The sequence below is a fragment of the Janthinobacterium sp. CG_23.4 genome, assembly GCF_029892305.1.
Classification (GTDB): domain Bacteria; phylum Pseudomonadota; class Gammaproteobacteria; order Burkholderiales; family Burkholderiaceae_D; genus Janthinobacterium; species Janthinobacterium lividum_D.
Window position 1 is genome coordinate 1407283 of record NZ_JARXUX010000001.1, and the last position, 22231, is coordinate 1429513.

Annotated in this window: 22 protein-coding genes; 10 read left to right on the forward strand and 12 right to left on the reverse strand. The window is 61.0% G+C overall.

From position 1 onward, the window contains the following. Window positions 1-31: 31 nt before the first annotated feature. Window positions 32-256, reverse strand: coding sequence for a hypothetical protein (locus tag H4V96_RS06320; protein WP_010396348.1), 225 nt, complete (start codon window positions 254-256; stop codon window positions 32-34). A 146-nt stretch (window positions 257-402) separates the two neighbouring features. Between H4V96_RS06320 and H4V96_RS06325 the strand changes: the two genes are divergently transcribed. From H4V96_RS06325 to H4V96_RS06335, 3 genes are read left to right on the forward strand one after another with little or no spacing between them, the layout of a single operon-like run. Next, on the forward strand, window positions 403-1155 hold the full coding sequence (locus tag H4V96_RS06325; protein ID WP_261980697.1) for a phosphatase PAP2 family protein: 753 nt from the start codon (window positions 403-405) through the stop codon (window positions 1153-1155). Between the two features lie 5 nt (window positions 1156-1160). Beyond that, on the forward strand, window positions 1161-2075 hold the full coding sequence (locus tag H4V96_RS06330) for a diacylglycerol kinase family protein (protein ID WP_196856866.1): 915 nt from the start codon (window positions 1161-1163) through the stop codon (window positions 2073-2075). Window positions 2076-2079: 4 nt separating this feature from the next. Further along, complete coding sequence (locus H4V96_RS06335; RefSeq protein WP_196856867.1) at window positions 2080-2898, forward strand: metallophosphoesterase family protein; 819 nt, start codon at window positions 2080-2082, stop codon at window positions 2896-2898. A 141-nt stretch (window positions 2899-3039) separates the two neighbouring features. On the opposite strand, the gene cls is transcribed toward H4V96_RS06335, so the two are convergent. Both cls and H4V96_RS06345 read right to left on the reverse strand, forming a co-directional pair. Next, window positions 3040-4392: a cardiolipin synthase gene (gene cls, locus H4V96_RS06340; RefSeq protein ID WP_280720802.1), complete on the reverse strand. Its 1353-nt coding sequence runs from the start codon at window positions 4390-4392 to the stop codon at window positions 3040-3042. A 35-nt stretch (window positions 4393-4427) separates the two neighbouring features. Then, complete coding sequence (locus H4V96_RS06345; protein WP_196856869.1) at window positions 4428-6539, reverse strand: site-specific recombinase; 2112 nt, start codon at window positions 6537-6539, stop codon at window positions 4428-4430. A gap of 317 nt (window positions 6540-6856) precedes the next feature. On the opposite strand from H4V96_RS06345, the gene H4V96_RS06350 reads away from it, so the two are divergent. Continuing rightward, window positions 6857-7954: a porin gene (locus H4V96_RS06350; protein WP_196856870.1), complete on the forward strand. Its 1098-nt coding sequence runs from the start codon at window positions 6857-6859 to the stop codon at window positions 7952-7954. Here the strand turns inward: H4V96_RS06350 and H4V96_RS06355 are convergent. The 3 genes from H4V96_RS06355 to H4V96_RS06365 form a co-directional block, all read right to left on the reverse strand. Continuing rightward, the gene (locus tag H4V96_RS06355) at window positions 7942-8520 is read right to left on the reverse strand and encodes a DUF3617 domain-containing protein (protein WP_196856871.1); all 579 of its coding nucleotides are present in this window, start codon (window positions 8518-8520) and stop codon (window positions 7942-7944) included. The two genes, H4V96_RS06350 and H4V96_RS06355, sit on opposite strands and share 13 nt — an antisense overlap. A 67-nt stretch (window positions 8521-8587) precedes the next feature. Beyond that, entirely contained in the window at window positions 8588-10135 is a 1548-nt protein-coding gene (locus H4V96_RS06360; protein ID WP_196856872.1) for a TerC family protein, read from the reverse strand. An 83-nt stretch (window positions 10136-10218) separates the two neighbouring features. Then, on the reverse strand, window positions 10219-10437 hold the full coding sequence (locus H4V96_RS06365) for a hypothetical protein (protein ID WP_128089034.1): 219 nt from the start codon (window positions 10435-10437) through the stop codon (window positions 10219-10221). Window positions 10438-10805: 368 nt separating this feature from the next. Between H4V96_RS06365 and H4V96_RS06370 the strand changes: the two genes are divergently transcribed. Next, a complete protein-coding gene (locus tag H4V96_RS06370; protein ID WP_196856874.1) occupies window positions 10806-13649 on the forward strand; it encodes a pitrilysin family protein in 2844 nt (947 codons plus the stop codon). A 72-nt stretch (window positions 13650-13721) separates the two neighbouring features. On the opposite strand, the gene H4V96_RS06375 is transcribed toward H4V96_RS06370, so the two are convergent. From H4V96_RS06375 to H4V96_RS06390, 4 genes are all read right to left on the reverse strand, one after another. Beyond that, window positions 13722-14402, reverse strand: coding sequence for an OmpA family protein (locus tag H4V96_RS06375; protein ID WP_010396374.1), 681 nt, complete (start codon window positions 14400-14402; stop codon window positions 13722-13724). 164 nt (window positions 14403-14566) lie between these two features. Next, window positions 14567-14713: a lmo0937 family membrane protein gene (locus H4V96_RS06380; RefSeq protein WP_010396376.1), complete on the reverse strand. Its 147-nt coding sequence runs from the start codon at window positions 14711-14713 to the stop codon at window positions 14567-14569. A gap of 190 nt (window positions 14714-14903) precedes the next feature. After that, window positions 14904-15158 carry a hypothetical protein gene (locus tag H4V96_RS06385; protein ID WP_010396378.1) on the reverse strand — a complete coding sequence of 85 codons (255 nt, stop codon included), beginning with the start codon at window positions 15156-15158 and terminating at the stop codon, window positions 14904-14906. 150 nt (window positions 15159-15308) lie between these two features. Next, window positions 15309-15938, reverse strand: coding sequence for a glycine zipper 2TM domain-containing protein (locus H4V96_RS06390; protein ID WP_196856875.1), 630 nt, complete (start codon window positions 15936-15938; stop codon window positions 15309-15311). A 176-nt stretch (window positions 15939-16114) separates the two neighbouring features. On the opposite strand from H4V96_RS06390, the gene H4V96_RS06395 reads away from it, so the two are divergent. After that, window positions 16115-16891, forward strand: a complete 777-nt coding sequence (locus H4V96_RS06395) for a Crp/Fnr family transcriptional regulator (RefSeq protein ID WP_010396382.1) — start codon at window positions 16115-16117, stop codon at window positions 16889-16891. 141 nt (window positions 16892-17032) lie between these two features. On the opposite strand, the gene H4V96_RS06400 is transcribed toward H4V96_RS06395, so the two are convergent. Both H4V96_RS06400 and H4V96_RS06405 read right to left on the reverse strand, forming a co-directional pair. Continuing rightward, the gene (locus H4V96_RS06400; RefSeq protein WP_010396384.1) at window positions 17033-17251 is read right to left on the reverse strand and encodes a glycine zipper 2TM domain-containing protein; all 219 of its coding nucleotides are present in this window, start codon (window positions 17249-17251) and stop codon (window positions 17033-17035) included. 175 nt (window positions 17252-17426) lie between these two features. After that, complete coding sequence (locus tag H4V96_RS06405) at window positions 17427-19487, reverse strand: AsmA family protein (protein WP_196856876.1); 2061 nt, start codon at window positions 19485-19487, stop codon at window positions 17427-17429. A gap of 306 nt (window positions 19488-19793) precedes the next feature. On the opposite strand from H4V96_RS06405, the gene H4V96_RS06410 reads away from it, so the two are divergent. From H4V96_RS06410 to H4V96_RS06425, 4 genes are all read left to right on the forward strand, one after another. Further along, a complete protein-coding gene (locus H4V96_RS06410) occupies window positions 19794-20198 on the forward strand; it encodes a DUF4398 domain-containing protein (protein ID WP_010396387.1) in 405 nt (134 codons plus the stop codon). A 26-nt stretch (window positions 20199-20224) separates the two neighbouring features. After that, window positions 20225-21124, forward strand: a complete 900-nt coding sequence (locus tag H4V96_RS06415) for an OmpA family protein (RefSeq protein ID WP_010396389.1) — start codon at window positions 20225-20227, stop codon at window positions 21122-21124. A gap of 192 nt (window positions 21125-21316) precedes the next feature. Continuing rightward, window positions 21317-21853 carry a ferritin-like domain-containing protein gene (locus H4V96_RS06420; protein ID WP_029496264.1) on the forward strand — a complete coding sequence of 179 codons (537 nt, stop codon included), beginning with the start codon at window positions 21317-21319 and terminating at the stop codon, window positions 21851-21853. 58 nt (window positions 21854-21911) lie between these two features. Then, window positions 21912-22214 carry a DUF883 family protein gene (locus tag H4V96_RS06425; RefSeq protein WP_010396393.1) on the forward strand — a complete coding sequence of 101 codons (303 nt, stop codon included), beginning with the start codon at window positions 21912-21914 and terminating at the stop codon, window positions 22212-22214. The last annotated feature ends 17 nt before the right edge of the window (window positions 22215-22231 follow it).

Here is a 22231-nt window from a genome sequence, read left to right on the forward strand (position 1 = left end):
TCGCGCCGCGCAGCAGATTTTTACGGCGTATTTAATGCGCCTTGGATAAGATAAGCAACCAACGGCGCATCAGCAGCACTTCAACATAGCCCGGCTCGATGCCCGTACCGCACTCGATCAAGGGATTGACGGTGTAGTAGCGCTTGCGGAAGTCGCGGCAGACGAGGATTTCGCGTTTGCCCATGCGGACGAGGAAAGAGCTTGGGGCGTATTCCAGGCCGAAGCGTGAGCCAAAACCGCTATTCAATGTTGCCATGACAATTCCTTTGAGGGAGATGTGTTGAACGAGTCATCAGAATAGCATAACTACTGTATGAAAACACAGTTACTGTATGAATAAACAGTATTTTTTGCCGGTGTGGTTTTTTTGACCAGCACCATCAACAGGAAAGGGAGAGCAGTTTGCAAGAGAAGAATGATATGCCCATGAGCGCGGGCTGGAGCACGAAACTGCGCCGCTTTGTCGAAGCGCGCCTATCGCCCGAGGGTGAACTGGGCCTGCACATGACGGTGGGCGTGGCCTTGATGCTGGTGGCCATCGTGGTCTTCCACGAGATCGCCGAAGCCGTCATGGGGATGGCCCAGATCACGGTGATCGACTTGCAGGTGGCGCAGTGGTTCAACCAGCATGCCGTGCCGTGGGTCACCCGTTGCCTGCTGCTCATTACGCACATGCATGGCGTGATCGGCGCCATCACCCTGGCCACCTTGCTGGGCTGGTATCTGCACCGCAAGGGCGCTACCTACTGGTTGTTTACTCTGCTCATCACCATGCCGGGCGTCATGTTTTTGAACGTGCTGCTAAAGTATATTTTTGTCCGCGCGCGGCCCAGTTTTGACGAGCCCATCTTGCAGACGGCCTTGAGCACCTACAGCTTCCCCAGTGGTCATACGGCTACCTCGACGGCCCTGTACGGCTTGCTGGCCGCCTACCTGATTTGCCAGACGGCGCCAGGCGCCTGGGGCAAGCGCATCGCCATCGCGCTGGGCGCCTTCCTGATGGCGGCGCTCGTGGGTTTCAGCCGCATCTACCTGGGCGCGCATTACTTGAGCGACGTGCTGGCGGCCATGGCGGAAAGTTATGGCTGGCTGGCCATTTGTATTGCCGGTGTGTCGACCCTGCGCCGCCGCCGACATATCCGTCTATCCAAATAAGGGGAATGATCCTGAGTAAAATTGTCGTCATTATCAACGGCGCCGCCGGCTGCGGCTATGCGCTCGACTGGGCGCAGCAGCTCGAAGCACAGTTCCAGGCCGTCGGCCTCGACGCCGCCATCACCCTGGCGCAAAGCGGGTCCGAGATGATCGCCAAGGCCGAGCAGGCCCTGCGCGATGGCGCGCCCATCGTCGTCGCCGGTGGCGGCGACGGCACCATCAATGCCGTCGCCTCTGTCGTCGTGGGCAGCGGCACGCCGTTTGGCGTCTTGCCCTTGGGTACCTTGAACCATTTTGCCAAGGATTTGAACATTCCCTTGGCGCTAGACGCGGCCATCGCCAATGTGGCGCAGGGCGTGCTGCAGCAAGTCGACGTGGGCGAAGTGAATGGCCGCATTTTCCTGAACAACTCCAGCCTGGGCCTGTATCCCGATATCGTGCGCGACCGTGAAAAGCAGCAGCGTCGGCTGGGCCGGGGCAAGTGGCTGGCCTTCAGCTGGGCCCTGGTCGCTGCGTTGCGCCGCTATCCTTTCCTCAGCGTGCAATTGAAACTCAAGGACGCCGTGCATGCCCGGCGCACGCCGTTTGTGTTCATTGGCAATAATGAATACCTGATGCAAGGCTTGAATATCGGCGAGCGCGAGCGGCTCGATGGCGGTCAACTGAGCCTGTACGTGGCGCAGCGACCAGGCCGCCTGGGCTTGCTGAAGCTGGCCTTGCACGCGCTGTTCGGCAAATTGTCGCAAGCCAAGGATTTCGATATGCTGACGGTCAATGACCTGGAAATTGCCACGCGACACCGGCGCCTGCGCGTAGCCACCGATGGCGAAGTGAGCATCATGAATACGCCGCTGTATTATCGTATCCGTCCGGCTGCGCTGGCCGTGCTGGTGCCTGCCGCGTCACTGGCGTCCGATTAAGACCATGCGCACACTCGTGCATTTATCCGATTTGCATTTTGGCAGGGTCGATGCGGCCTTGCTGGCGCCGCTGCGCGCCTTAGTCGAGCGCCTGGAGCCCGATGTGGTGGTGGTCTCGGGTGACCTCACGCAGCGCGCCCGCAGCGTCCAGTTCCAGCAGGCGCGCACCTTTCTCGATAGCTTGCCGGGGCCGCAGATCGTGGTGCCGGGCAACCATGACGTACCCCTGTATAACGTCTTTTCGCGCTTTTTGACGCCGCTGGTGCAATACCGGCGCCATGTGACGCCCGATTTGTCGCCCGAATACGTGGATGCGGAAATTGCCGTGCTGGGCATCAACACGGCCCGTTCCCTGACCTTCAAGGATGGGCGCATCAGCCACCAGCAGATCGATGTCCTGCGCCAACGCCTGGGGCGTTTGCCGCCCGGCTTGACGCGCATCATCGTCACGCATCATCCATTCGACTTGCCCGAGCATTTTGACAAGGAAAAGCTGGTGGACCGCGCGCCGCTGGCGCTGCAAATGTTTTCCGAATGTGGCGTGGATTTATTGCTAGCTGGCCATTTGCACGCCAGCCATGCGGGCGACACGTCGGCGCGCTACAAGATCGATGGCTACGCTGCCCTGATGGTGCAGGCCGGTACGGCCACGTCCACGCGGGGCAGGGGCGAGTCGAACTCGTTCAATGTCATTCGTATCGAAGACAGCTGTATCCGCGTCGAGCGCTACGGTTGGAGTGAAGACAGTAGCGACTTTGAAAAGGTCAGCACGGAAGCGTTCGAACGCGCCGACGGCGTGTGGGCCAGCTTGCGCCCGCTGTAGGTCGGATTAGCGGGGCGAAGCGGCGCGTAATCCGACGCTATTGTTGGCGGTGGTGGTGGTTTTGGTGATGGTGTCGGCTTACGCTGCGCTAAGCCGACCTACGCCGACCTACGCCGACCTGCCGGGGCACACTTCTGTGCCTTATAGCCAGTAGTTCATGAAACGCGCCGCCCACTCCTTGATGCGGTCCGAGACGGGCCGCGTATCCCATTTCGCCTTGGTCATCTCTTCCGAGTCGCGCAAGTCTTCCTGGAAGGCGTTTTCCATTTCACGGCCGAAGCTGTCGCCCAGCACGATCAGGTTCAGTTCACTATTATGCAGAAAGCTGCGCATGTCGATATTGGTCGAGCCCACGGTCGACCAGGCGCCATCGATGACGGCCGTCTTGGCGTGCAGCACGGCGAGTTTCAAATGAAAAATGCGGATGCCGCCGGCCAGCAGTTGGTCGTACAGCGCGTGTCCTGCATGAAACACCAGGCCGCTGTCGGACACGCCAGGCAGTACCACGGTGACATCGACGCCGCGTTTGGCCGCTGCCACCAGGGCATCGACTGTCTGCTGGTCGGGCACGAAATAGGCAGAGGTGATGTGAATAGACTTTTTTGCTACCTGGATGGCTAAAATATAGGCTTTGTAGATTTCAAAGCCGCCATCGGGCTCGCTGGCCACCACGCGCACCAGCTTGTCGCCCACTTCCGCCAGGATCGGGAAATAATCGGCGTGCGGCAAATCGGACTGGTCTTGCTGGGCCCAGGTGCGGATGAACAGCCATTGAAAGGCGGCCACGGCCGGCCCTTCCACCTTGACATGCGTATCGCGCCAGCCTACGTCCTTCTTGTCTGTGGGTTTCGATGTCGAGCGGAACAGCGAGCTCTTGGCATAGGTATCGCTGATATTGATGCCACCCGTAAACGCCGTCTTGCCGTCGACGATCAGCACCTTGCGGTGGTCGCGGTTGTTGATCTTCCATTCGTCGCCCTTGAGCTTGGCCGGATTGACGGGGTTGAATGCCACCAGGTGCACGCCGGCCGCGCGCATGCGCTCGAAGAAAGCTTGCGGCACACCCAGCGTGCCCACGCTGTCGTAGATGACGTTGACCGTTACGCCCGCCTGCTGTTTTTCGATGAGCATGTCGGCAAATTTCAGGCCCAGCGGGTCCTGGTCGAAAATGTACGTTTCCAGGTTGATGCTGTTTTTCGCGCCGCTGATGGCCTGGAACATGGCGGCCATGGTTTGCGGGCCATCAAACAGCAGGGTCACCTTGTTGCCCTTGATTAAAGGCACGCCCGTGGCCGCCTCTTCCAGTGCGGCCTGGGTCTTCAAGTCCATGCCGGACTTGGCCCAGCGCTTGTTGAGCAGGGCGGCGCGGCTGTTGACATTGAGCACGGCACCCTTGCCCGTGATCACCTTGGGCCTGGCGACAGGTTCCAGGGTGGTGTTGAGGTTTTTAACATTGGGCAGCGAGGCGCATGCAGCCAGGGTCCAGCACAGCATTAAGGCGGTGAGGCAGGGTTGCATGCGCCTGGCGATCATTTTTGAGCCTTGGTCGTGGGATGGAGGTTAGCCGAGTCATCGGCCAGTGCCAGTGGCGGCGGATTTTTCGAGCCGAAGAAGAAGACGATGGGCGAGCGCAGGAAGCGCTTGCCCAGAATTTTCAACAATTGCATGCCGTGCTTGAAGTGCACCTGGCGCGAACGCAGCGCTACCCACAGCGCCAAACCAAAGCTGACCAGCAGGTTGGCCGTGCCGATGGCGAAGATGCCCGATAGCGACTTGACAGCCAGTTGCCAGCTCATGTTATGGTCCAGTCCCACCAGCGCGGTCGCAAAGTTGGCGGCCGAGAAAGTGATGTGGCGTATATCGATCGGCAAGCCGATCAAAAAGCCCAGCGTGCCGATGGAGCCCAGCAGGATGCCGAAATAGAAATTACCCATCAGGCCGCCCAGGTTGTTTTCCAGGTATAGGCCCAGTCGCTGCAAGCGATGCTGGCCGATCACGCGGCCCAGGCTGCGCAATTGCGCGATGCGCTGCGCCCAGCGCGTGTACAGCGCCTGATTGTCATAGTAGCCCGAAATCAGGCCAGCGACGAACAGGCACACGCCGGCAATCATGGCGTAGAAGATGGCGGGGCTGCCGATGGGGTCGATATCGTGCAGCAGATGCATGGCTTTTTCCGGCGACACCAGGTGGTGGCCCGTGATCGCCTTGTAGCCCAGCGCGATCAACCAGGCTGTAGGAATGGCCGTGGCCAGGTTGCCCAGCACGGCCATGTTTTGTGTGCGGAAGACCTTGTTGATCAGTTCAGCCATGCTGTCGAGGTCGATATTCCTGCCATCCTTGCTGTGCAGGCCGGCGGCGATGCGCGAGGCCGTCATGGCCGGCTGCTTGGTCGCCACCGTGAAGTGCAGCAAGTGGATGAACATGAAGCCGATCGAGTAATTCATGCTGAACATGAACGCTTCCACCAGCGGCGCCGAGCGCAAATACGACATCAGGATCTTGAACAGGGCCATGAAGCCGATGATGATGCCCGCGCCCGCCGAGGACAGGAACATGGCCCCCATCTCGCGCCGGCTTTCCGCGATGTAGTGTTCGCCCGTGCGGCTGGCGTTTTCCGTCACATTGCGCGCCAGCAAGTTGATATTGTCGGAAAACAGATCGCTGACCTTGTACTTGTGGTTGTGCGCGCGTATCAGTTCCAGCGCCAGCGCGACGGCGCCTGCGCGGCGGCGGCTAACGGGCTGCGGATGCAGCAAGTCTTGTGTGGCGTCCACCGTGATGGCGGCGATATCGACGTTGGCCGAGCTGGGCAGCTCGCCACTCGTGTCGACCAGGAACAGCAATTTGCGCAGGCGGTCGATGCTTTGCGCCAGCGCCACCAGTAAATACGTGAGGGCAATGCTGGTACCCTGGTATAGCGCCTTCTTGCGGATCTTGGCGATGACGGCGTCGCACTGGTCCAGCATCACCAGCAGGTGGCGCGCGTCCTCGATGTGCTCGATATTGCCATGCAACAGCTTCGTGTAGGCGTCCAGGTAGGCGTTCACTTCCGTGTTTTGCACCATGAACGGCGACTGGAAGACTTCGATTTCGTTATGAAAACGTGTCAGTTCCGGTTCCAGGCCCATGGCGCAGACGCGGTAGGACAGGGTGCGGATAGCGTCGAGCATGCCCGGCAGCATGATGTTACCATCGCCGACGGCCAGTTCGATAGTGTCGGCGGTGAGCACGTCGAACAGTTCCAGCCAGTCCGCAGCGGGCACGTTGCTGATCCACACATAATCGGTCTTCAGGTATAGCACCTGGTCGAGCGCGTCGTTCAGGTACTCGTCGCCCAAGGCGGGTGGCAGCATGCGGTAGGCGATGCGGCGTTTCAATTCGGTGAAAAAACCGCTGTTCGACAGCACGCCGATGTCTGAGTACAGGCTGGCGTGGCGGCGTGCAGCCAGTACGCGCAGCACGTATTCATGCAGGGCGCGCGCCTGTGCGGGGTTACCTTTGAGAAGCTGGCGCAGGGTGCGCACATTGGCGATCGCGGTAGCGCTGTCGTGGGGGCGCTTGGGACGCAGTGAGTTGAATAATTCCACCAGCAAGTCGATATTGCTGGAGTTGGGGGCTATGCGTTCGAGGATAGCTAGCATGCAGAAAAAACGGGCGAGCCGCTGTCGGTAAAACCGGTAGTGTACCGCCTGCGTCAAATCATGCAACGTTCGCTACCGAACGTTGCATCAAGGCAGGGCCTACTTTCCACGCCATTTTGCCGCAAATACCGTAATGATGCTCACGCTTGCGTGTTGTCAGTGCACGACGCATTTCTGGACGCTAAGCTGAAGTTTCTGTTGCACAACGCACGGAGGGCTGGACAAAAAGCGAGGATAAGGTAACACTCAGATCAGACATACAGCGCATGTCCTGATCAATACCGGGAATTTTCACCCACGTCACCGAGATATTAATCATGAAAATCTTGTATTTCGCGCTTGCTGTGACAGCGATGGGGGCAGCGGCGGCGCAGGCTGCCGATGGCGCGGGCAGTGCCACATCGAGTAACGTTGTCGTGTACGGCGTGCTCGACGCCGGTATCGTTGCCGAACGCGGCTGTGTTGCCAATTGCGCCGGCACCAAGGTGTCCGGCGGCGTCGCATCGGGCTCGCGCCTGGGGCTGCAGGGAAGAGAAGCCTTGGGCAATGACCTGTCCGCCGTATTTACCGTGGAAGCGGGCGTGCAGAACGACACGGGCCAGTCGGAAGACGGGCGCTTGTTCGGTCGCCAAGCTTATGTGGGCCTCGACAGCCGCCTGGGCGCGCTGACACTGGGCCGTCAATACAACCCGCAATACCTGGCCCTCACCGACGTGGCCGACCCGTTCAAGGGCGGCATGGCCGGCAGCGCAAGCAACCTGGCTGGCTACAGCGTGAAACGCTACGACAACACCGTCAAATACGTGACGCCCGCCTTGCGCGGCGTGTCCGCCAGCGCCATCTATAGCTTCGGCGAGTCGCCTTACAGCAGCGCCAACAACCGCGCCTATGGCGCCACGCTAGGCTACTCGGCCGGCGCCGTGAATGTCAGCGTATCGCACCAGCGCAAAAGCAATTTCATTCTCGCCTCCGGCACCTTGCCCGCCATCGACATGTCGTCGCGCAACACCCTGATCGCGGCCAATATCGACCTGAAAGTGGCCACCGCCTTTGCCGCCGTGGGCGTGAACAAGGGCTATGGCAGTTCGCCTTGGGACCCGAACAACGCCTACAGCTCGCTGGCGTTGTCGATGTCCTCATCGGACAGCCGCGACACCTTGCTGGGCGTGTCCGTGCCCGTGGGCGGCTTCAAGCTACTGGCCTCGTATGTGCGCAAGGATGACCGCGACCTGGCCAACCGCGACGCCAGCCAAGTGGCCGTCGGCCTCACGTACTCCTTGTCAAAACGCAGCGATTTCTACGCGTCTTACGCGAAGATCCACAACAAGAACGGTGCCCGCTACACGGTGGGTAATGCCAGCGACAGCGGACGCGGCGACGCTGCTTTAAATATGGGTTTTCGTCACGGTTTCTGAGCGGCAGCGCTCGATGGCGCAGGACACGTTGCCCCCAGCCATTTGCCCTTACTTGTCACATTCACCTGTTCCGGCGCGCCGCGCGCGGTCGTCGTCACCGCCAGTTGCATGCTGAAAGCCTGGTCGCCAAGGAAGCGCACCTGGCCTTCGCCGCTCGATTTCGGCTTGCTGCAGGAAAATGACACTTGCATGCCATCCGCGATGTCGCTGTTCTTCGACTTGCAATCGCCGGGCTGGCCCGTGGGAATCTGTCTGCGCGCCGCCATTTCCGGCGTCACGCAAGCCGTCACGCGCACGGCGCCGTCGGCGCCCACGGTGGGCATGGCCATGCCGCGGCTGGCGGCCATGCTTTCGAGCTGCTTGCGTTGATCGGGAGGAAGGTTGCCCAGCTGCTGCAGCAGCAGGGACATGGTGTTGTCGGTGGCGGCGTCCGGCGAGGCCATCTTGCTGTCGACTTGCCACAGGCCCGGCTTGATGGCGGTGGAGGGCGAGGCGGCCTGGGCAGCGGCTTGCGCGCCGATGGCGGCGCAGGCCAGCAAGCTCAGGCGTAGTAGGCAGTGGTTCATGTTGGCGTCTCCAAAAAAGGCAGACCTCAGCATACGGCATGGCAAGCCAGTCACGCTTGCCATTGTGTTACAAACTGTGATCGGGCTCGATGCGGCGCACGTCCACGCAGGCGATGCGGCGTTCGTCGGCTTCGACGATTTCGTAGCGCAAGTCATCGAGCTCCAGCACTTCGCCCACGGCTGGCATGTTTTCAAAATGCGCCAGCAGGAAGCCGGCCAGCGAGTTGTATTCGCCATCTTCGCTGACCAGGGTTTCCTTCTCGAACACTTGCTCCAGGTAATGCAGGTCGGTGGCGCCATCGATGCGCCAGTGGCCGGGGGCCAGCACTTCCACGTCGGGTAGCTCGTCCTCGTCGGGGAATTCGCCGGCGATGGCTTCGAGGATGTCGATGGGCGTCAGCACGCCTTGCACGGTGCCGAACTCGTCGACTACCAGCACCAGCTGCCCGCGCGAGCGCTTCAGGGTTTCCATGGCTTTGAGCACGCCGGCCGCTTCCGGCATGACGATGGCTTCGCGCATGCTGGCCGGGTCGATCTTGGCGTGCGATACCAGATCCTCGATCAGGTCCTTGCTGCGCGCGATGCCGATCACATTATCGAGGTCATCCTTGCAGACAGGAATCATGCTGTGTGGCGTTTCGCGCAGCAGTTGCAGCATCTTCTCGCTGCTATCGTTCAGGTTGACCCACGAAACGTCGCCGCGCGGCGTCATCACCGAGCGGATCGAGCGTTCGGCCAGGGTCAGCACGCCGCTGACCATGTTGCGCTCTTCCACGCCGAAGGCGGAGACGTCGGGCAATTCCTTGACTTCATGCTCTTCAGCGGCTTCGCGGCCCGTGCGTCCACCCAGCAGGCTCAGGACCGCTTGCGCCGTGCGGTCGCGCAGCGGTGCGTTCGACTGCAGCTTGAGGAAGTTGCGGCGCGCCAGCTGATTGAAGAACTCGATGACGATCGAGAAACCGATAGCGGCGTACAAATATCCTTTCGGAATGTGGAAGCCCAGGCCTTCGGCCACCAGCGACAGGCCGATCATCAGCAAGAAGCTCAGGCACAGCACCACGACGGTGGGGTGGGCGTTGACGAAGCGCGTCAGCACTTTTGAAGCAAGCATCATGACGACGATGGAAATGATGACGGCGGCCATCATCACGTACAGATTGTCCACCATGCCGACGGCCGTGATGACGGCGTCGAGTGAAAAGACAGCATCGAGCACGACGATCTGCGCCACTACCAGGCCGAAGCCGGCATAGACTTTCGGCCCCGCCTGGGCATGCGTGACGCCTTCGAGACGCTCGTGCAACTCGGTGGTGGCCTTGAACAGCAGAAATACACCGCCGAAGAGCAAGATCAGGTCGCGTCCCGAAAAGGCGAAGGTCCATAGGGAAAACAATGGCATGGTCAGGGTGACTAGCCAGGAAATCAGGGAAAGCAGGCCCAGGCGCATCACGAGGGCCAGGCTCAGGCCCAGCACGCGCGCCTTGTCGCGCTGGTGCGGCGGCAGTTTCTCGGCCAGGATGGCGATGAAGATCAGGTTGTCGATACCCAGTACGATTTCCAGTACGACCAGCGTCAGCAGGCCGACCCAGATTGTCGGGTCAAATAACCATTCCATGTGTGTAACCTTGTAAAGTCAATTAATATAAAGCGCGCCCGGCGGCCGATGGCCCCGGCTTGAGTGCGATGCGTGCTGCGGTGTCAGTGGCGGACGCGCGGCGGCCGGGTGGCCTGCCGCGCGTCCGCTTCGGCAAGTGCGCCCGGTCCCGCTTGCCAAATGATGGCGCAAAACGGCGCGCCTTGGTGCGAGCTCGGGTATAGCGTGATGGGGTCGTTGTCGCATTCTTCGGCCTCGCAGCGCTCGCCGGGCAGGCCCGTATGGGCGGCGCTCTCAGGGCAATCGGCATTGAGGGCAGGCACGGCAGTAGTGCCTGCCGCGACTGCAGGCTGAAATGGGGAAGTGCTGGCGTCAGCCATGCTGGCGAACGCCTGGGGTAGGGCGAGGAAAACAAAAAGGCAGAGCAGGACGAGAGCTCGTCTCATATACAGGCAGTTAGTTCTGGAACTGTGGAGTATAGCATGGGCAAATAACAGCCCGATGACAGCACTTGCATAACTGGTAAGTATGCCGTAAATTGAGATTGCAATGATTTCCCTGGGCGGCGAAGACGCAGCGCGGGCCTGTGGCAATTTTTGCGTTTGTATCGCCTTGCGCTTGCGCATTTTTCGTTTGCGCATCTTTCGCATCTTTCGCATTTTTTATATCGTAGTGTTACTAGGACTCCGACTTGAAACCAATTACCGCCCTCCTGCTTGCCGCCGGCATCGTCTCGCCGTCGTTCATCCTAGCCGCCACCGCAGTGGACGCTGCACCGACCCAGAAAACCGCCAAGGCCGCATCCCAGCGCGCCGCCGTCAAAGTCACTTCTGTCGAAGGCATCACCGAATACCGCTTGGCCAATGGCTTGCGCGTGCTGTTGTTCCCCGACGCCAGCAAGCCGACCCTGACCACCAACATCGTCTACATGGTCGGTTCACGCCATGAAAACTATGGCGAAACGGGCATGGCCCACTTGCTTGAGCATTTGCTGTTCAAGCCCAGCGCCAACTTCGGCGTCAAGAAGGGCACGAAAACCCCCGTCGAGATCCTCAATTCGACGGGCGCGCAGTTCAATGGCACCACCTGGTATGACCGCACCAATTACTACGCCACTTTCCCCGCCAACGACGATAACCTGCGCCAGATGCTGGCCATGGAAGCGGACCGCATGGTCAACGCCGCCATCGACCAGAATGACCTGTGGAATCCGAAGACGCAAAAGGGTGAAATGACGGTCGTGCGCAACGAATTCGAGATGGGCGAGAGCGACCCGATCGGCGTAACCAGTGAACGCATCCAGGCCATCGCCTACGATTGGCACAACTATGGCAAGTCGACCATCGGCGCCCGCTCCGACATCGAGCAGGTGAACATTCCCCGCTTGCGCGCGTTCTATCATAAATATTATCAGCCGGATAATGCCGTGCTGATGGTGGCAGGCCGCTTCGATGAAGCCAAGGTATTGCAGCAGATCAATGAGCTGTTCGGCAAGATCGCCAAACCGACGCGCGTGATCGAGCCGACTTACACGGCCGAACCGGTGCAAGATGGCGAGCGCGCCGTCACGGTGCGCCGCAGCGGTGGTACGCAGTTCGTCGGCGCCGGCTATCACGTGGCGCCGTCCGGCAATCCCGATGCCGTCGCCATCGAGGTGCTCGGTCACGTGCTGACGGACGCCCCGGCCGGCCGCCTGCACAAGGCGCTGGTGGAAACCAAGCTGGCCAGCAAGATCGAATACAACTCCGTGAGCAATCTGGAGCCCGGCTACAACCTGTTCGGCGCACTGGTACCCGTCGATGGCAACCTTGATGCGGCGCAAGCGGCCATGCTGAAAGTGCTGGAAGAGCTGAAATCGCAGCCGATCACGGATGCGGAAGTGGCACGCGTCAAGCAGCAGCTGAACAAGCAGGTCGAACTGATCACCTCGAACACGGCGCGCATGACGATCGCCCTGACGGAGTCCTTGGCGGCCGGCGACTGGCGTTTGTTCTTCCTGCAGCGCGATCAGCTCGACAAATTGACGACGGCGCAGGTGCAGGCGGCAGCCGAGAAATACCTGAAGAGTTCGAACCGCACCCTGGGCCGCTTCATCCCCACCGATGCGCCGGACCGCACCGTCGTGCCGGCCTACGCCGACGTGGCGCAGCAACTGGCCGGCTATACGGGCCGTGCCGTGGTGGCGCAGGGTGAGGCGTTCGACCCGAGCCCCGACAATATCGAGGCGCGCACGCAGCGCTTCACTTTGCCAAACGGCTTGAAGGGCGCTTTGCTGGCGAAGAAAACCAAGGGCAATACCGTCAGCGTCGTGTTGAAATTGCAGCTCGGTAGTGAAGACAGCTTGCGCGGCAAGGCGCAAGTGGGCAGCTACACGGCCAATCTGTTGTCGCGTGGCACGGATAAACTGTCGCGCCAGGAAGTGAAGGACAAGTTTGACCAACTGGGCACGCAAGTGGCCATCTCGGGCGGCGCCGAAGGTGTCACCGCCATGTTGATGGGCAAGCGCGAGAACTTGCCGGCCGCCATGGACCTGCTGGCGCAAGTGCTGCAAAAGCCGGCCCTGAGCGAGACGCAGTTCCTGGAATTGCAGCGCGAGCGCGTGGGCCGCGCCGAGCAGGAATTGCCTGAGCCGCAGCCGCAGGCAGTGAACGCTTTTCGCCGCTTGCTCGACGCCACGCCGGAAGGCCATGTGCGCCACGTGGCGACCTTGCCGGTTGAGCTGGCACAGTGGAAAGCCATCAGTGTTGCCGATGTGAAAGCCTTCCATGGCGCCTACTACGGCGCGTCGAACGCCACCTTTGCCGCCGTGGGCGACTTCGACCCGGCCGCGCTGAAGGCGCAAGTGGCCAGCCTGTACGGCAGCTGGAAGGCGCAGCAGCCGTATGTGCGCATTCTTGATGCCGTCAAGCCCGTCAGTGGCGAGAAAGTCACGCTGGAAACGCCGGACAAGGCCAACAGCGTGCTGTTCGCGATCCAGCCGATTGCGCTCAAGGATGATGCAGCGGCCTATCCGGCGCTGGTGATCGCCAATCACATGCTCGGTGGCGGCGCCTTGCGCAGCCGCCTGGCCGATCGCATCCGCCAGAAGGAAGGCCTGTCGTACGGCGTCGGTTCGCAAGTGACCGTGCCATCGCGCGAGCCGGCCGGTTTCTGGATGGCGTATGCCATCAGCGCGCCGCAAAACACGGCCAAGGTGGAAGCTGCCCTGCGTGAGGAAATCGCCAAGGTGCTGGCCGACGGGTTCTCGGAAGCGGAACTGGTCGAAGCGAAAAAGGGCTGGTTGCAATCGGAAGAAGTGGGCCGTACGCAAGACAGCGGCCTGGCGCGCGGCCTGGCCGATTACCTGGCGCAAGGCCGGACCATGGCGTACGACAAGGACCTGGAAGCGAAGGTGGCAGCATTGACCTTGGCACAAGTCAATCAGGTCTTGCGCGATTACCTGAAGCCGGCGGCCATTTCGATCGTCACGGCGGGCGATTTCGCCAAGCTGGCGAAAGAGGGCGCAAGCGGCGCCAAGGCAACGACGTCGAAATAAGCTGTTTCAGCTGCAAAAAAACCCGCTGGCAAAGACCTTGCCAGCGGGTTTTTTTTATAGATGCATGTCCACTTAGCGTGGCGCTAACTCTGCAACGTAGATTTCCACGCGGCGATTGCGCGCGCGTCCCGAGGCATCCGCATTCGAGGCGATCGGCTCGCGGGCGCCGCGGCCTTCCGTGACGATGCGCGTTGGCGACACGCCGCGCATGGACAGGTAGTCGCGCGTGTGGGCCGCGCGTTCCACCGACAGCGGTTCGTTAATGGAAGCGCTGCCGGTGCTGTCCGTGTGGCCGACGATGCTGACCGTGGTGTTGCGGTTTTCATTCAGGGTGGCGGCAAAGCGGTCGAGAATGGGGCGGAAGTTGCCCTTGATGTCGGCGCGGTTGGTGTCGAAGGAAATATCGCTTGGGATTTCCATTTTCAGGCGGTTATCGGCCGTCTGAGTCACTTGTACACCAGTGCCCTGTGTCGCTTGTTCCATCGCGCGCTTCTGGTTTTCCATGCGGTTCGACCAGATATTGCCGACCACGGCGCCCGCTGCAGCACCGAGCAGGGCACCACCGGCCGTGCGGCCGCCGCTGCCACCGCCGGTAGTGCCGCCGATCAAGGCACCCAGACCCGCGCCGATGCCAGCGCCCGTGGCCGTACCACGTTGTGTCGAGGACATGTCCGCGCAGCCCGTGGCGGCCAGCGCGAGGACCAGCATGCCGATCAGAGATTTGGCGCCAGCGCCGTTTTTGTATGTTTTCATGGATTTTTCCTTGTTTTGTGATGGGGACATACCCAGCGATTACCTGCACACGTTACTGCAAAATGCCGCTGCGTGCCAGCGCGCGCACTGTACACAAGAGGCGGCAAAAAGGCGGCGCCCGTTTGCACGTGCGCCGCCCTGTCATCCTGTGCTAACGATCTGGGCTATAAGCCGCGCCCGCTGATCAGGCGCAACAGGACCATGATGACGGCTACCACCAGCAAAATGTGGATGAAGCCGCCAATGGTATAGGAAGTTACCAGGCCCAGCAGCCAAAGAATAATGAGTACGACGGCGATTGTATACAGCATGATATGTCCTCCGAGAGTAATGTGTGGATGACGGCGACTGCCTTGGCCTTGGTCTTGTGCGGCGCTGGCATCTGGCGCTGTCATCGGTTTTTGTCATTGCGCGGCGACTGTGTCGCTGAACGCCGATGCCATGACTGAGTGTCTACTTTGTTTCCCTAGCCTTCTGTACGCTGTCGTACACAAGGATCAACTATCGGGGCCGGTCGGCGTGTTCATCGGCCATGCCCGGTATCCAGGTCAGCATGCCGGCCATGCCGACGGCGCCCGCCAGGCAACTGAGCATGCCGCCTGTCAGCAGCAGCATGACGCCGAACACGGACGAGCTCGCTTGCAATGGCGCCAGGTCCAGCGCGCAGAAGCCCAGCGCGGTAGCGAGGATGCCGGCGCCGATAAAGCCGAGCCAGATTGTGTTACTTGTGTTGCCGCTAGCCGTCTGGTTTTCCATTGCATCTCCTGCAAGACATTGATTGAGCTTTCCTGGGTGCATCATCCAGCACGGCGGCAAGCTCATCTGTGCGTCAACGAACATTGCTAAAAAGAAAACACCAGAACAGGCCGGGCGGGGGGCGATGTGCCTCGCCTGGCCTCGCCGCGCCTAGCCCATGGCGCGCAAGCCGCCGTTGACGACACGCACGCGGTCGCCCTGGCGCCAATTCGGCGCGGCGCTCTGATGCACGGTGCGCGTCTTGCCGTTATCGAGACGTACGACGATGTTGTAGCTGCGCGTGGCGCGCACGCTGCCTTCGATCTGGTTGCCGGCTACGGCACCGCCAACGGCGCCCAGCACGGTGGCCAGCTGTTTGCCGTGGCCGCCGCCTACCTGGTTGCCCAGCAAGCCGCCGACGACGGCGCCGCCCGCGGCGCCTACGCCGCTGCCTTCGGCGCGCGTATTGACTTCGTGGATAGCTTCGATCACGCCGCAATTGCTACACACCTGCGGCGCCGGGGCTGTCGCATATTGCTGCTGAGGTTGCTGAGGTTGCTGAGCTTGCTGTGCTGGCTGCTGCGCTTGTTGTTGCGGCTGTGGCTCGGGTACGGACTGTGGCGGCCGGTTCTCTTGCAAGCTTGCCAGTTGTTCGGCCGAGGTGCTGGCCGCCAGTGTCTGGGCACCGCCCTGGGACGAGGGCAGCCAGCCCATCAGGGCCGCCGTGCCCACGCCGCAAAACAGCAGGACGGCGACGGCGGCGGCAAGCACCAAAGGATGGAGCGATTTGGTAGTGGACATGGAGATTTCCTTGGTTTGTTTGAATAATGGAATGGGTAGTGCGTGTTGTGCTCGCATGCTGCCAGTGTGCTGTGCCGCGTGCCGCGCTTCCGTGCGTCACCGTACATACAGGGACGGTACCGCACCGTAGGCTAAGTAAACATCATGTCGAGTTGTAACGACACCAAGGAAAAGCAATGCCACCAACGAACGCCAGCATGATCCTGTCCCGCGACGCAGGCCGACCCGGCCCGGGTACGCTTGCCGGCAAGCCTGACGCTGGCAACCGCTTGCTCGCTAGCCTGCCCGAGCCTGACTTGCGGCACCTGACGGCGCTGTTCGATACCGTCACGGTCGAGGTGGGCGAGGTGCTGTACGAACCGGGCCAGCCTATCGGCCACATCTATTTCCCCAGCGACTGCCTGATCTCGCTACTGGCCGTGGCGGAAGGGCGAATGACCCTGGAAGTGGGCTCCGTCGGCCGCGAAGGCGTGCTGGGAGCTGCCGTTGCGTTGGGACATGACTTGGCGCAAGTGCGTGCCGTGGTGCAACGGTCCGGCACGGCCAGTTGCATCGGGCGGGCCGAGTTCTGCGCCGAGTTTGCACAGCTCGATTCGCTGCAGCGCCTGCTGTACCGCTACACGGACACCCTGTTGGCACAAGCTATCCAGATTGCCGTGTGCAGCCGCTTTCACGTGCTTGAGGCGCGACTGGCACGTTCGCTGCTAATTACGCGCGATCGCCTGCAGTCGGAAAAATTTCACCTGACGCATGAATTTCTTGCCCATACTCTGGGCGTGCGGCGGGTCGGCGTGACCAAGGCAGCGAGCGCCCTGCAACAGCAAAAACTGATCACCTACAGCCGCGGCAATATCGAAATCCTCGATTCCGCAGGCCTGGAAGCGGTCTCCTGCCGCTGCTATGCGCTGGTCAAGGATAGCGGCGCCATCGGCATGGCGAATGTCTTCGTCTGATTTTCCTCATGATAACTTTTTAATGTCGTCAATGGACTCCGGACGACGGACAAGGGACGCAAGAGGGCGGGGCGGACACCTGGGTGCCTACCTCGCTTTCTTGTGCAACGTCATGCGACGTCATGCGACGTTATGCAGCGCTTACTTCGGCTTGACCTGATTGCCGATGACGCCGCCGACGGCGGCGCCGCCAACGGCGCCGACGGCGCTGCCGCCCGTCAGCACGGAGCCGGCGACAGCGCCGATACCAGCGCCGATGGCCGTGTTTTTATCCTGGCCGGACATGTTGGCGCAAGCAGTCAAGCTCAGCAGCAGAGCGGCAACGGATGTGGTGGCGGCGATTTTTTTAATGATTTGCATGATAGTTCTCCTATGAATTCGGACCTCGTGACGCCGGCTTGGTAGGGGTCGGTGGTATTTCGTCTCGCCACGTGTTGCAGGCATGGTCACAGAATAGGATCCTGACTAGGCAGGGTCTGTTCGATAACGCACATAGGGGTGTAACAATTGTAATCGCCGCCGGTTGCCGTACTCATCAGCGGCTCTTGCGCCCAGTCTTGTCCGCTTTCGGCGCCGCCGGCTTGACGCGTGCCTGCGCCAGCAGGGCGGCGCATTCGTTGTCTTCTGCAGGGCCGGTCGCGGGGCCGGTGTTGACCAGCGGCAGCAGGGCAGCCACGGGCGCTACCACGGCCAGCGCCAGGGCGCCGCCGGCGCGCAGGGCTAGCACGCCCTTGTCGACGCTCACCTCGGGCTTGCTGAATGTGCCTTGCACATACAGGGGCGAGCGCAGCGAAAAGATGCGCAAGCCCTTGCTGTCCGGCCGCAGGGTCAGATCGAGCCGCTCATTGGCCAGGCTCACCGTGCCGTCGACATGCAACACGGCATCGTCCGTGTCGACCAGAAATTGGCGCGTGCGCATCAATCCCTTGTCGACGGCGAAATCAGCGACCATGCAGTTCAGCTTGACTTGCTTATCGCCGACCATCTTGGTGAGCACGATACTGCCGATATTCAAGCCCATTTCTTCCAGCAGCAGCTTGCTGATGCTGCCCCGGTTGATCAGCGCGCGTACTTCGCCGTTCGAATTGCCCAGCAGGCTGGCGACGGAATTGCCCGTGGCCGACAGCGACACGTCGCCATTGATTTCACCCACGCTCGCCTGCAGGGCCTGCAGGCGGGGAAACAGTTGCTCGATGTGCAGATGGCGGGCGCTGGCCTTGAGTTCGGCCACGATGCCGTCGGTGAGGGCCTTGCCGCTGCCGTCGAGCTTGATCTGCGCGCTCAGAGTGCCGCCCGCCAGATTGAAATTGAGCGGCGTCAAAGACAGCACGCCATTGCTCAGCACCACATGCGTGTCGAGCTTGCTGATTGGCAACTCTGCGTCGCGCGTGATTTTATCGGCCGTGTAGCGCACATCGGCGTCCAGGCTGCTCCAGCGCTCGCTCTTGAACGTTTCCACCGGCAGCACGCGCCCTGCCGGCTGCGTCGACGGCACGCCCCGTTCTTTCTTGCTGGCGCTGGAGTCGGCGCCTACCAGCGGGCCCAGGTCGGAAAATTGCAGCAGGCGCGAGTGCACTTCGCCCGTCAGGCGCTTGCGCGGCGTACTGGCTGAAAAGCGCAGTTTGCCTTCGACATCGCTGGAACCGACTTTGCCGCGGAACTGCTCGTACACCCATTCGCCGCCGTTGGGCGCCAGGGTGCCTGTCAAATGGCCTTCTGTGCTGAAGTGCGGCGTTTCCGGCAGCAGCAGGCCCGTCAACGGATACAGGCGCGCCATGCTGGGTCCAGCGATTTTCAGGCGCACGTCGAGCGCGGCCAGGTCGGCCGGGCGCGTCAGGGTGCCTTCGATAGCCACGCTGCTGGCGCCGACGCGTATGTCGGCCTCGATGGGGAAGGGCGTGCCTTGCTGCTGCAGCGACAGCACGCCGCCCGCCTTGCCGCCGCCCTCGATGCTTGCCCCGCCGTAGTTGCCCGACAGCGTCCAGGCGATGCCGTAGCGCTTGTCGTGCGCGATGGTGTCGACGTCGGCGCGCATCGCCGTGTGCGTGACATCATCGTCGAGCAATACCGTGCCCTTGCTGAAGACCACGCTTTGCAATTCCAGCTGCCACGGCGATGGCCGTTCCTGCTGGTCGAAAGTCCAGTTGTTCTGGCCATGCTTGTTGCGCAGCAAATGCACCTGCGGCGTGTCCAAGCGCAATTGCTGGATATGGATTTTTTTGTCCAGCAAGGCCAGGGGATTGAGGGAAAATGTTATCTGGCGCACGCTGGCCAGCTGCGCCTGCTCATCCGTTCCTGTCATGCCGCGCGGGTTGCCCAGGCGCACGTCCTTTGCTTGCAAATGCGGCCATGGCAGGTAGGCGCGCCAGCTTTGTTGCCCCGCAGTCGGTGCTTGCTGCCACGTCAGCGACAAATCGCCCACAATGGCAAACGGCCGGCCCAGCGCTTCGCTGGCGCGCGCATCAAGCCAGGGCTTGGCGCGATTCCAGTCCATATTGAGCATGACGACGATGGCCGTGACGCTCAGGGTGACGAGTACGGCGGCGCTGGCAACGGTGATTTTCTGACGGCGCGAGAGAGTAGTAAAACGTGGCATAGGGGTGCAGGCGATTCTTTCTGGACTGGAGCACGATGCTACAGGAATCGCCACCAAGCGGCGTGCGTTTCAGGTTTTTTTGGCCTGCACGTGCGCTGGCGCACGTTGTCCACGCAAGTATTGTCGATTTCTTACTCTATGTGCGGCACCGAACGGATCTGCGGGGAGTCTGAGCCTATAACGTCATACATCCAACGCCGTTGCTGATGTCAGAGGTATCGGCGTATGTAAGCTGCCAATAAGCTGCCAATAAGCTGCCAACAAGCTACCAATAAGCTACCGATCAACATTGTCCAGGAGAAAAAAATGACAAATCAAAATTTCAAGATGTTCCCACTGACCGCCTTGGCTGCTTGCGCCACCGCCGTGGTCCTGATGACGGGCTGCTCGAGCTTGAAAACGCCTGCCACGGCCGATGTCGCCGTATCGCGTGCCGCCGTCGATAACGCCGCCAGCGCCGGCGCCGCCGACCTGGCGCCCGATGAAATGCGATCTGCCCGCGAAAAAATGCGCATGGCCAACCAAGCCTTGAAAGACCGCGACTACAAGATGGCGCGCGACCTGGCCGACCAGGCGCAAGCCGATGCCAAGCTGGCGCAAAGCAAGGCCAACTCCGCCAAGGCCAGCAGCGCCGCCGATGAAATCAACGAGAACATCCGCGTCATGCGCGAAGAGCTTGAGCGTGCCAACGAGCAAGCTCCAAAACAATAACTAACAACAATAACCAGGACCCCATCATGAAAAAAGCTACGTACACCACGATTCCAGGCCTGCTGGCCATGGCCGCTTTTGTTGCCGCCTGCAGCTCCGCACCAACCGCCACCAGCCTGCTTGACCAGACGCGCGGCGACTACATGGCGGCGCAATCGAACCCGATGGTGTCGACCTACGCGCCACGCGAAATGCGCGAAGCGAGCGCTGCGCTGGAAGCGGCGAATGCCGCCGCCACGCGCCAGGACGACAGCGAAAAAGTCGACAAGCTGGCTTACCTGGCCAAGCAAAAAATTGCAACAGCGCAAGAGGTAGCCAAGCAGAAAGCGGCTGAAGCCGATATCGCCAACGCCGGCAAGCAGCGCGACCAGTTACGCCTCGATGCGCGCACGCAGCAGGCCGACCAGGCCACGGCGCGCGCGCAGGCGGCACAGGCCGATGCGCAGGTGGCCAAGGCCCAGGCACAATCGGCTGAAGCATCGGCCCGTGATGCTACCGCCCGCGCTGCCGCACTGGAGGTGCAGCTGGCCGACCTGGCCGCCAAGAAAACCGAACGCGGCATGGTCATTACCCTGGGCGACGTGCTGTTTGGCACCGACAAGGCGAACTTGACGGACAATGGCGCGACGACGGCGCGCAAGCTGGCCGACGTGCTGAAAAACAACCCGCAGCGCACGGTGCTGATCGAAGGCTTTACGGATAGCACTGGCGGCTCCGCGCACAATCTGGACTTGTCGCAGCGTCGCGCCGAATCGGTGCGCAATGCGCTGCTGGAACAAGGCATCAGCCGTGACCGCATCGCCACGAAAGGCTATGGCGCTGCCTATCCGGCCGCTGGCAACGACAGCGCGGCGAACCGCCAGCTGAATCGCCGGGTGGAAATCGTCTTGTCGGAAGATAACACGGCCATTCCCGCGCGCCGCTAAAACACCACACCAAACCTGCTGCGCGTCGCCACTTGCGGCCTCCGACGCTCACTGTGCGATAGCACAGCTCTGTTTCTCGGCCACAATTGACTGCCGCTCGCTACGGTGTTGTCCGGTGTGTAATTCGTTAGAAGGCAGCACCGGCCGCATCTTGGCCGGTGGATACCCATGCAAGACTTGAAAGGAAACATCATGACCCTAACATCTGTTGACATTCCAGCTGGCATCGACACGGCCGCCATCCGCGCTGCCGCAAAAAACCTCGATGATGGCGCCGTGACGGCCGGCTATCAGGGCGACCGCCAGGAGTTGATCACCCTGCTCAATGGTGCGCTGGCGACCGAACTGGTGTGTATCGCGCGCTATAAACGTCATTACTACACCGTGAGCGGGCGCGACAATGGCAGCATCAAGGCCGAGTTTCTCGAGCATGCGCAGCAGGAGCAGGAGCACGCCGACTGGCTGGCCGAACGCATCGTGCAACTGAATGGCAAGCCAGATTTTAATCCTGCAACATTGCTTGCACGCAGTCATGCCGAGTATGATGACTCCGAAGACGTGCAAAGCATGGTGCGTGCCAATCTGATCGCCGAACGGGTGGCGATCGAGTCGTATCGCCAGATGATCGTAAAAATTGGCGATACAGACCCCACGACACGCCATTTGTTGATCAAAATCATGGCTGTCGAGGAAGAGCACGCCGATGATATGCGCGATCTAATGGAATAGTGTTTTTGAGTAAAGTAGGTATAGTAACGACATTCATCCATAGCTAAGGAGCTAAACCATGTTGGAAAACAATATCACCACCGTCAATAACGATGTCAAAACCCTGGTCAAGGATGCGCAAGCCCTGTTCAGCGCCGCTGCCGCCCTGACCGGCGAAAAAGCCGATGAAGTTCGTGTCAAAGGCATGAAAACTCTGGATGCCGCCCTGGTCAAGGCGCACGAAGCGCAAGCATCGGCCATCGTTGCAACCAAGCAACTGGCCTCCCAGGCAGACGGTTATGTCAAGGAAAACCCATGGCGTACGGTGGCCGTCGCCGCAGGCGTCGGCGTGCTGGTTGGCTTCATCCTGGGCCGCAAGTAATCCACTCTCAGGAGCGA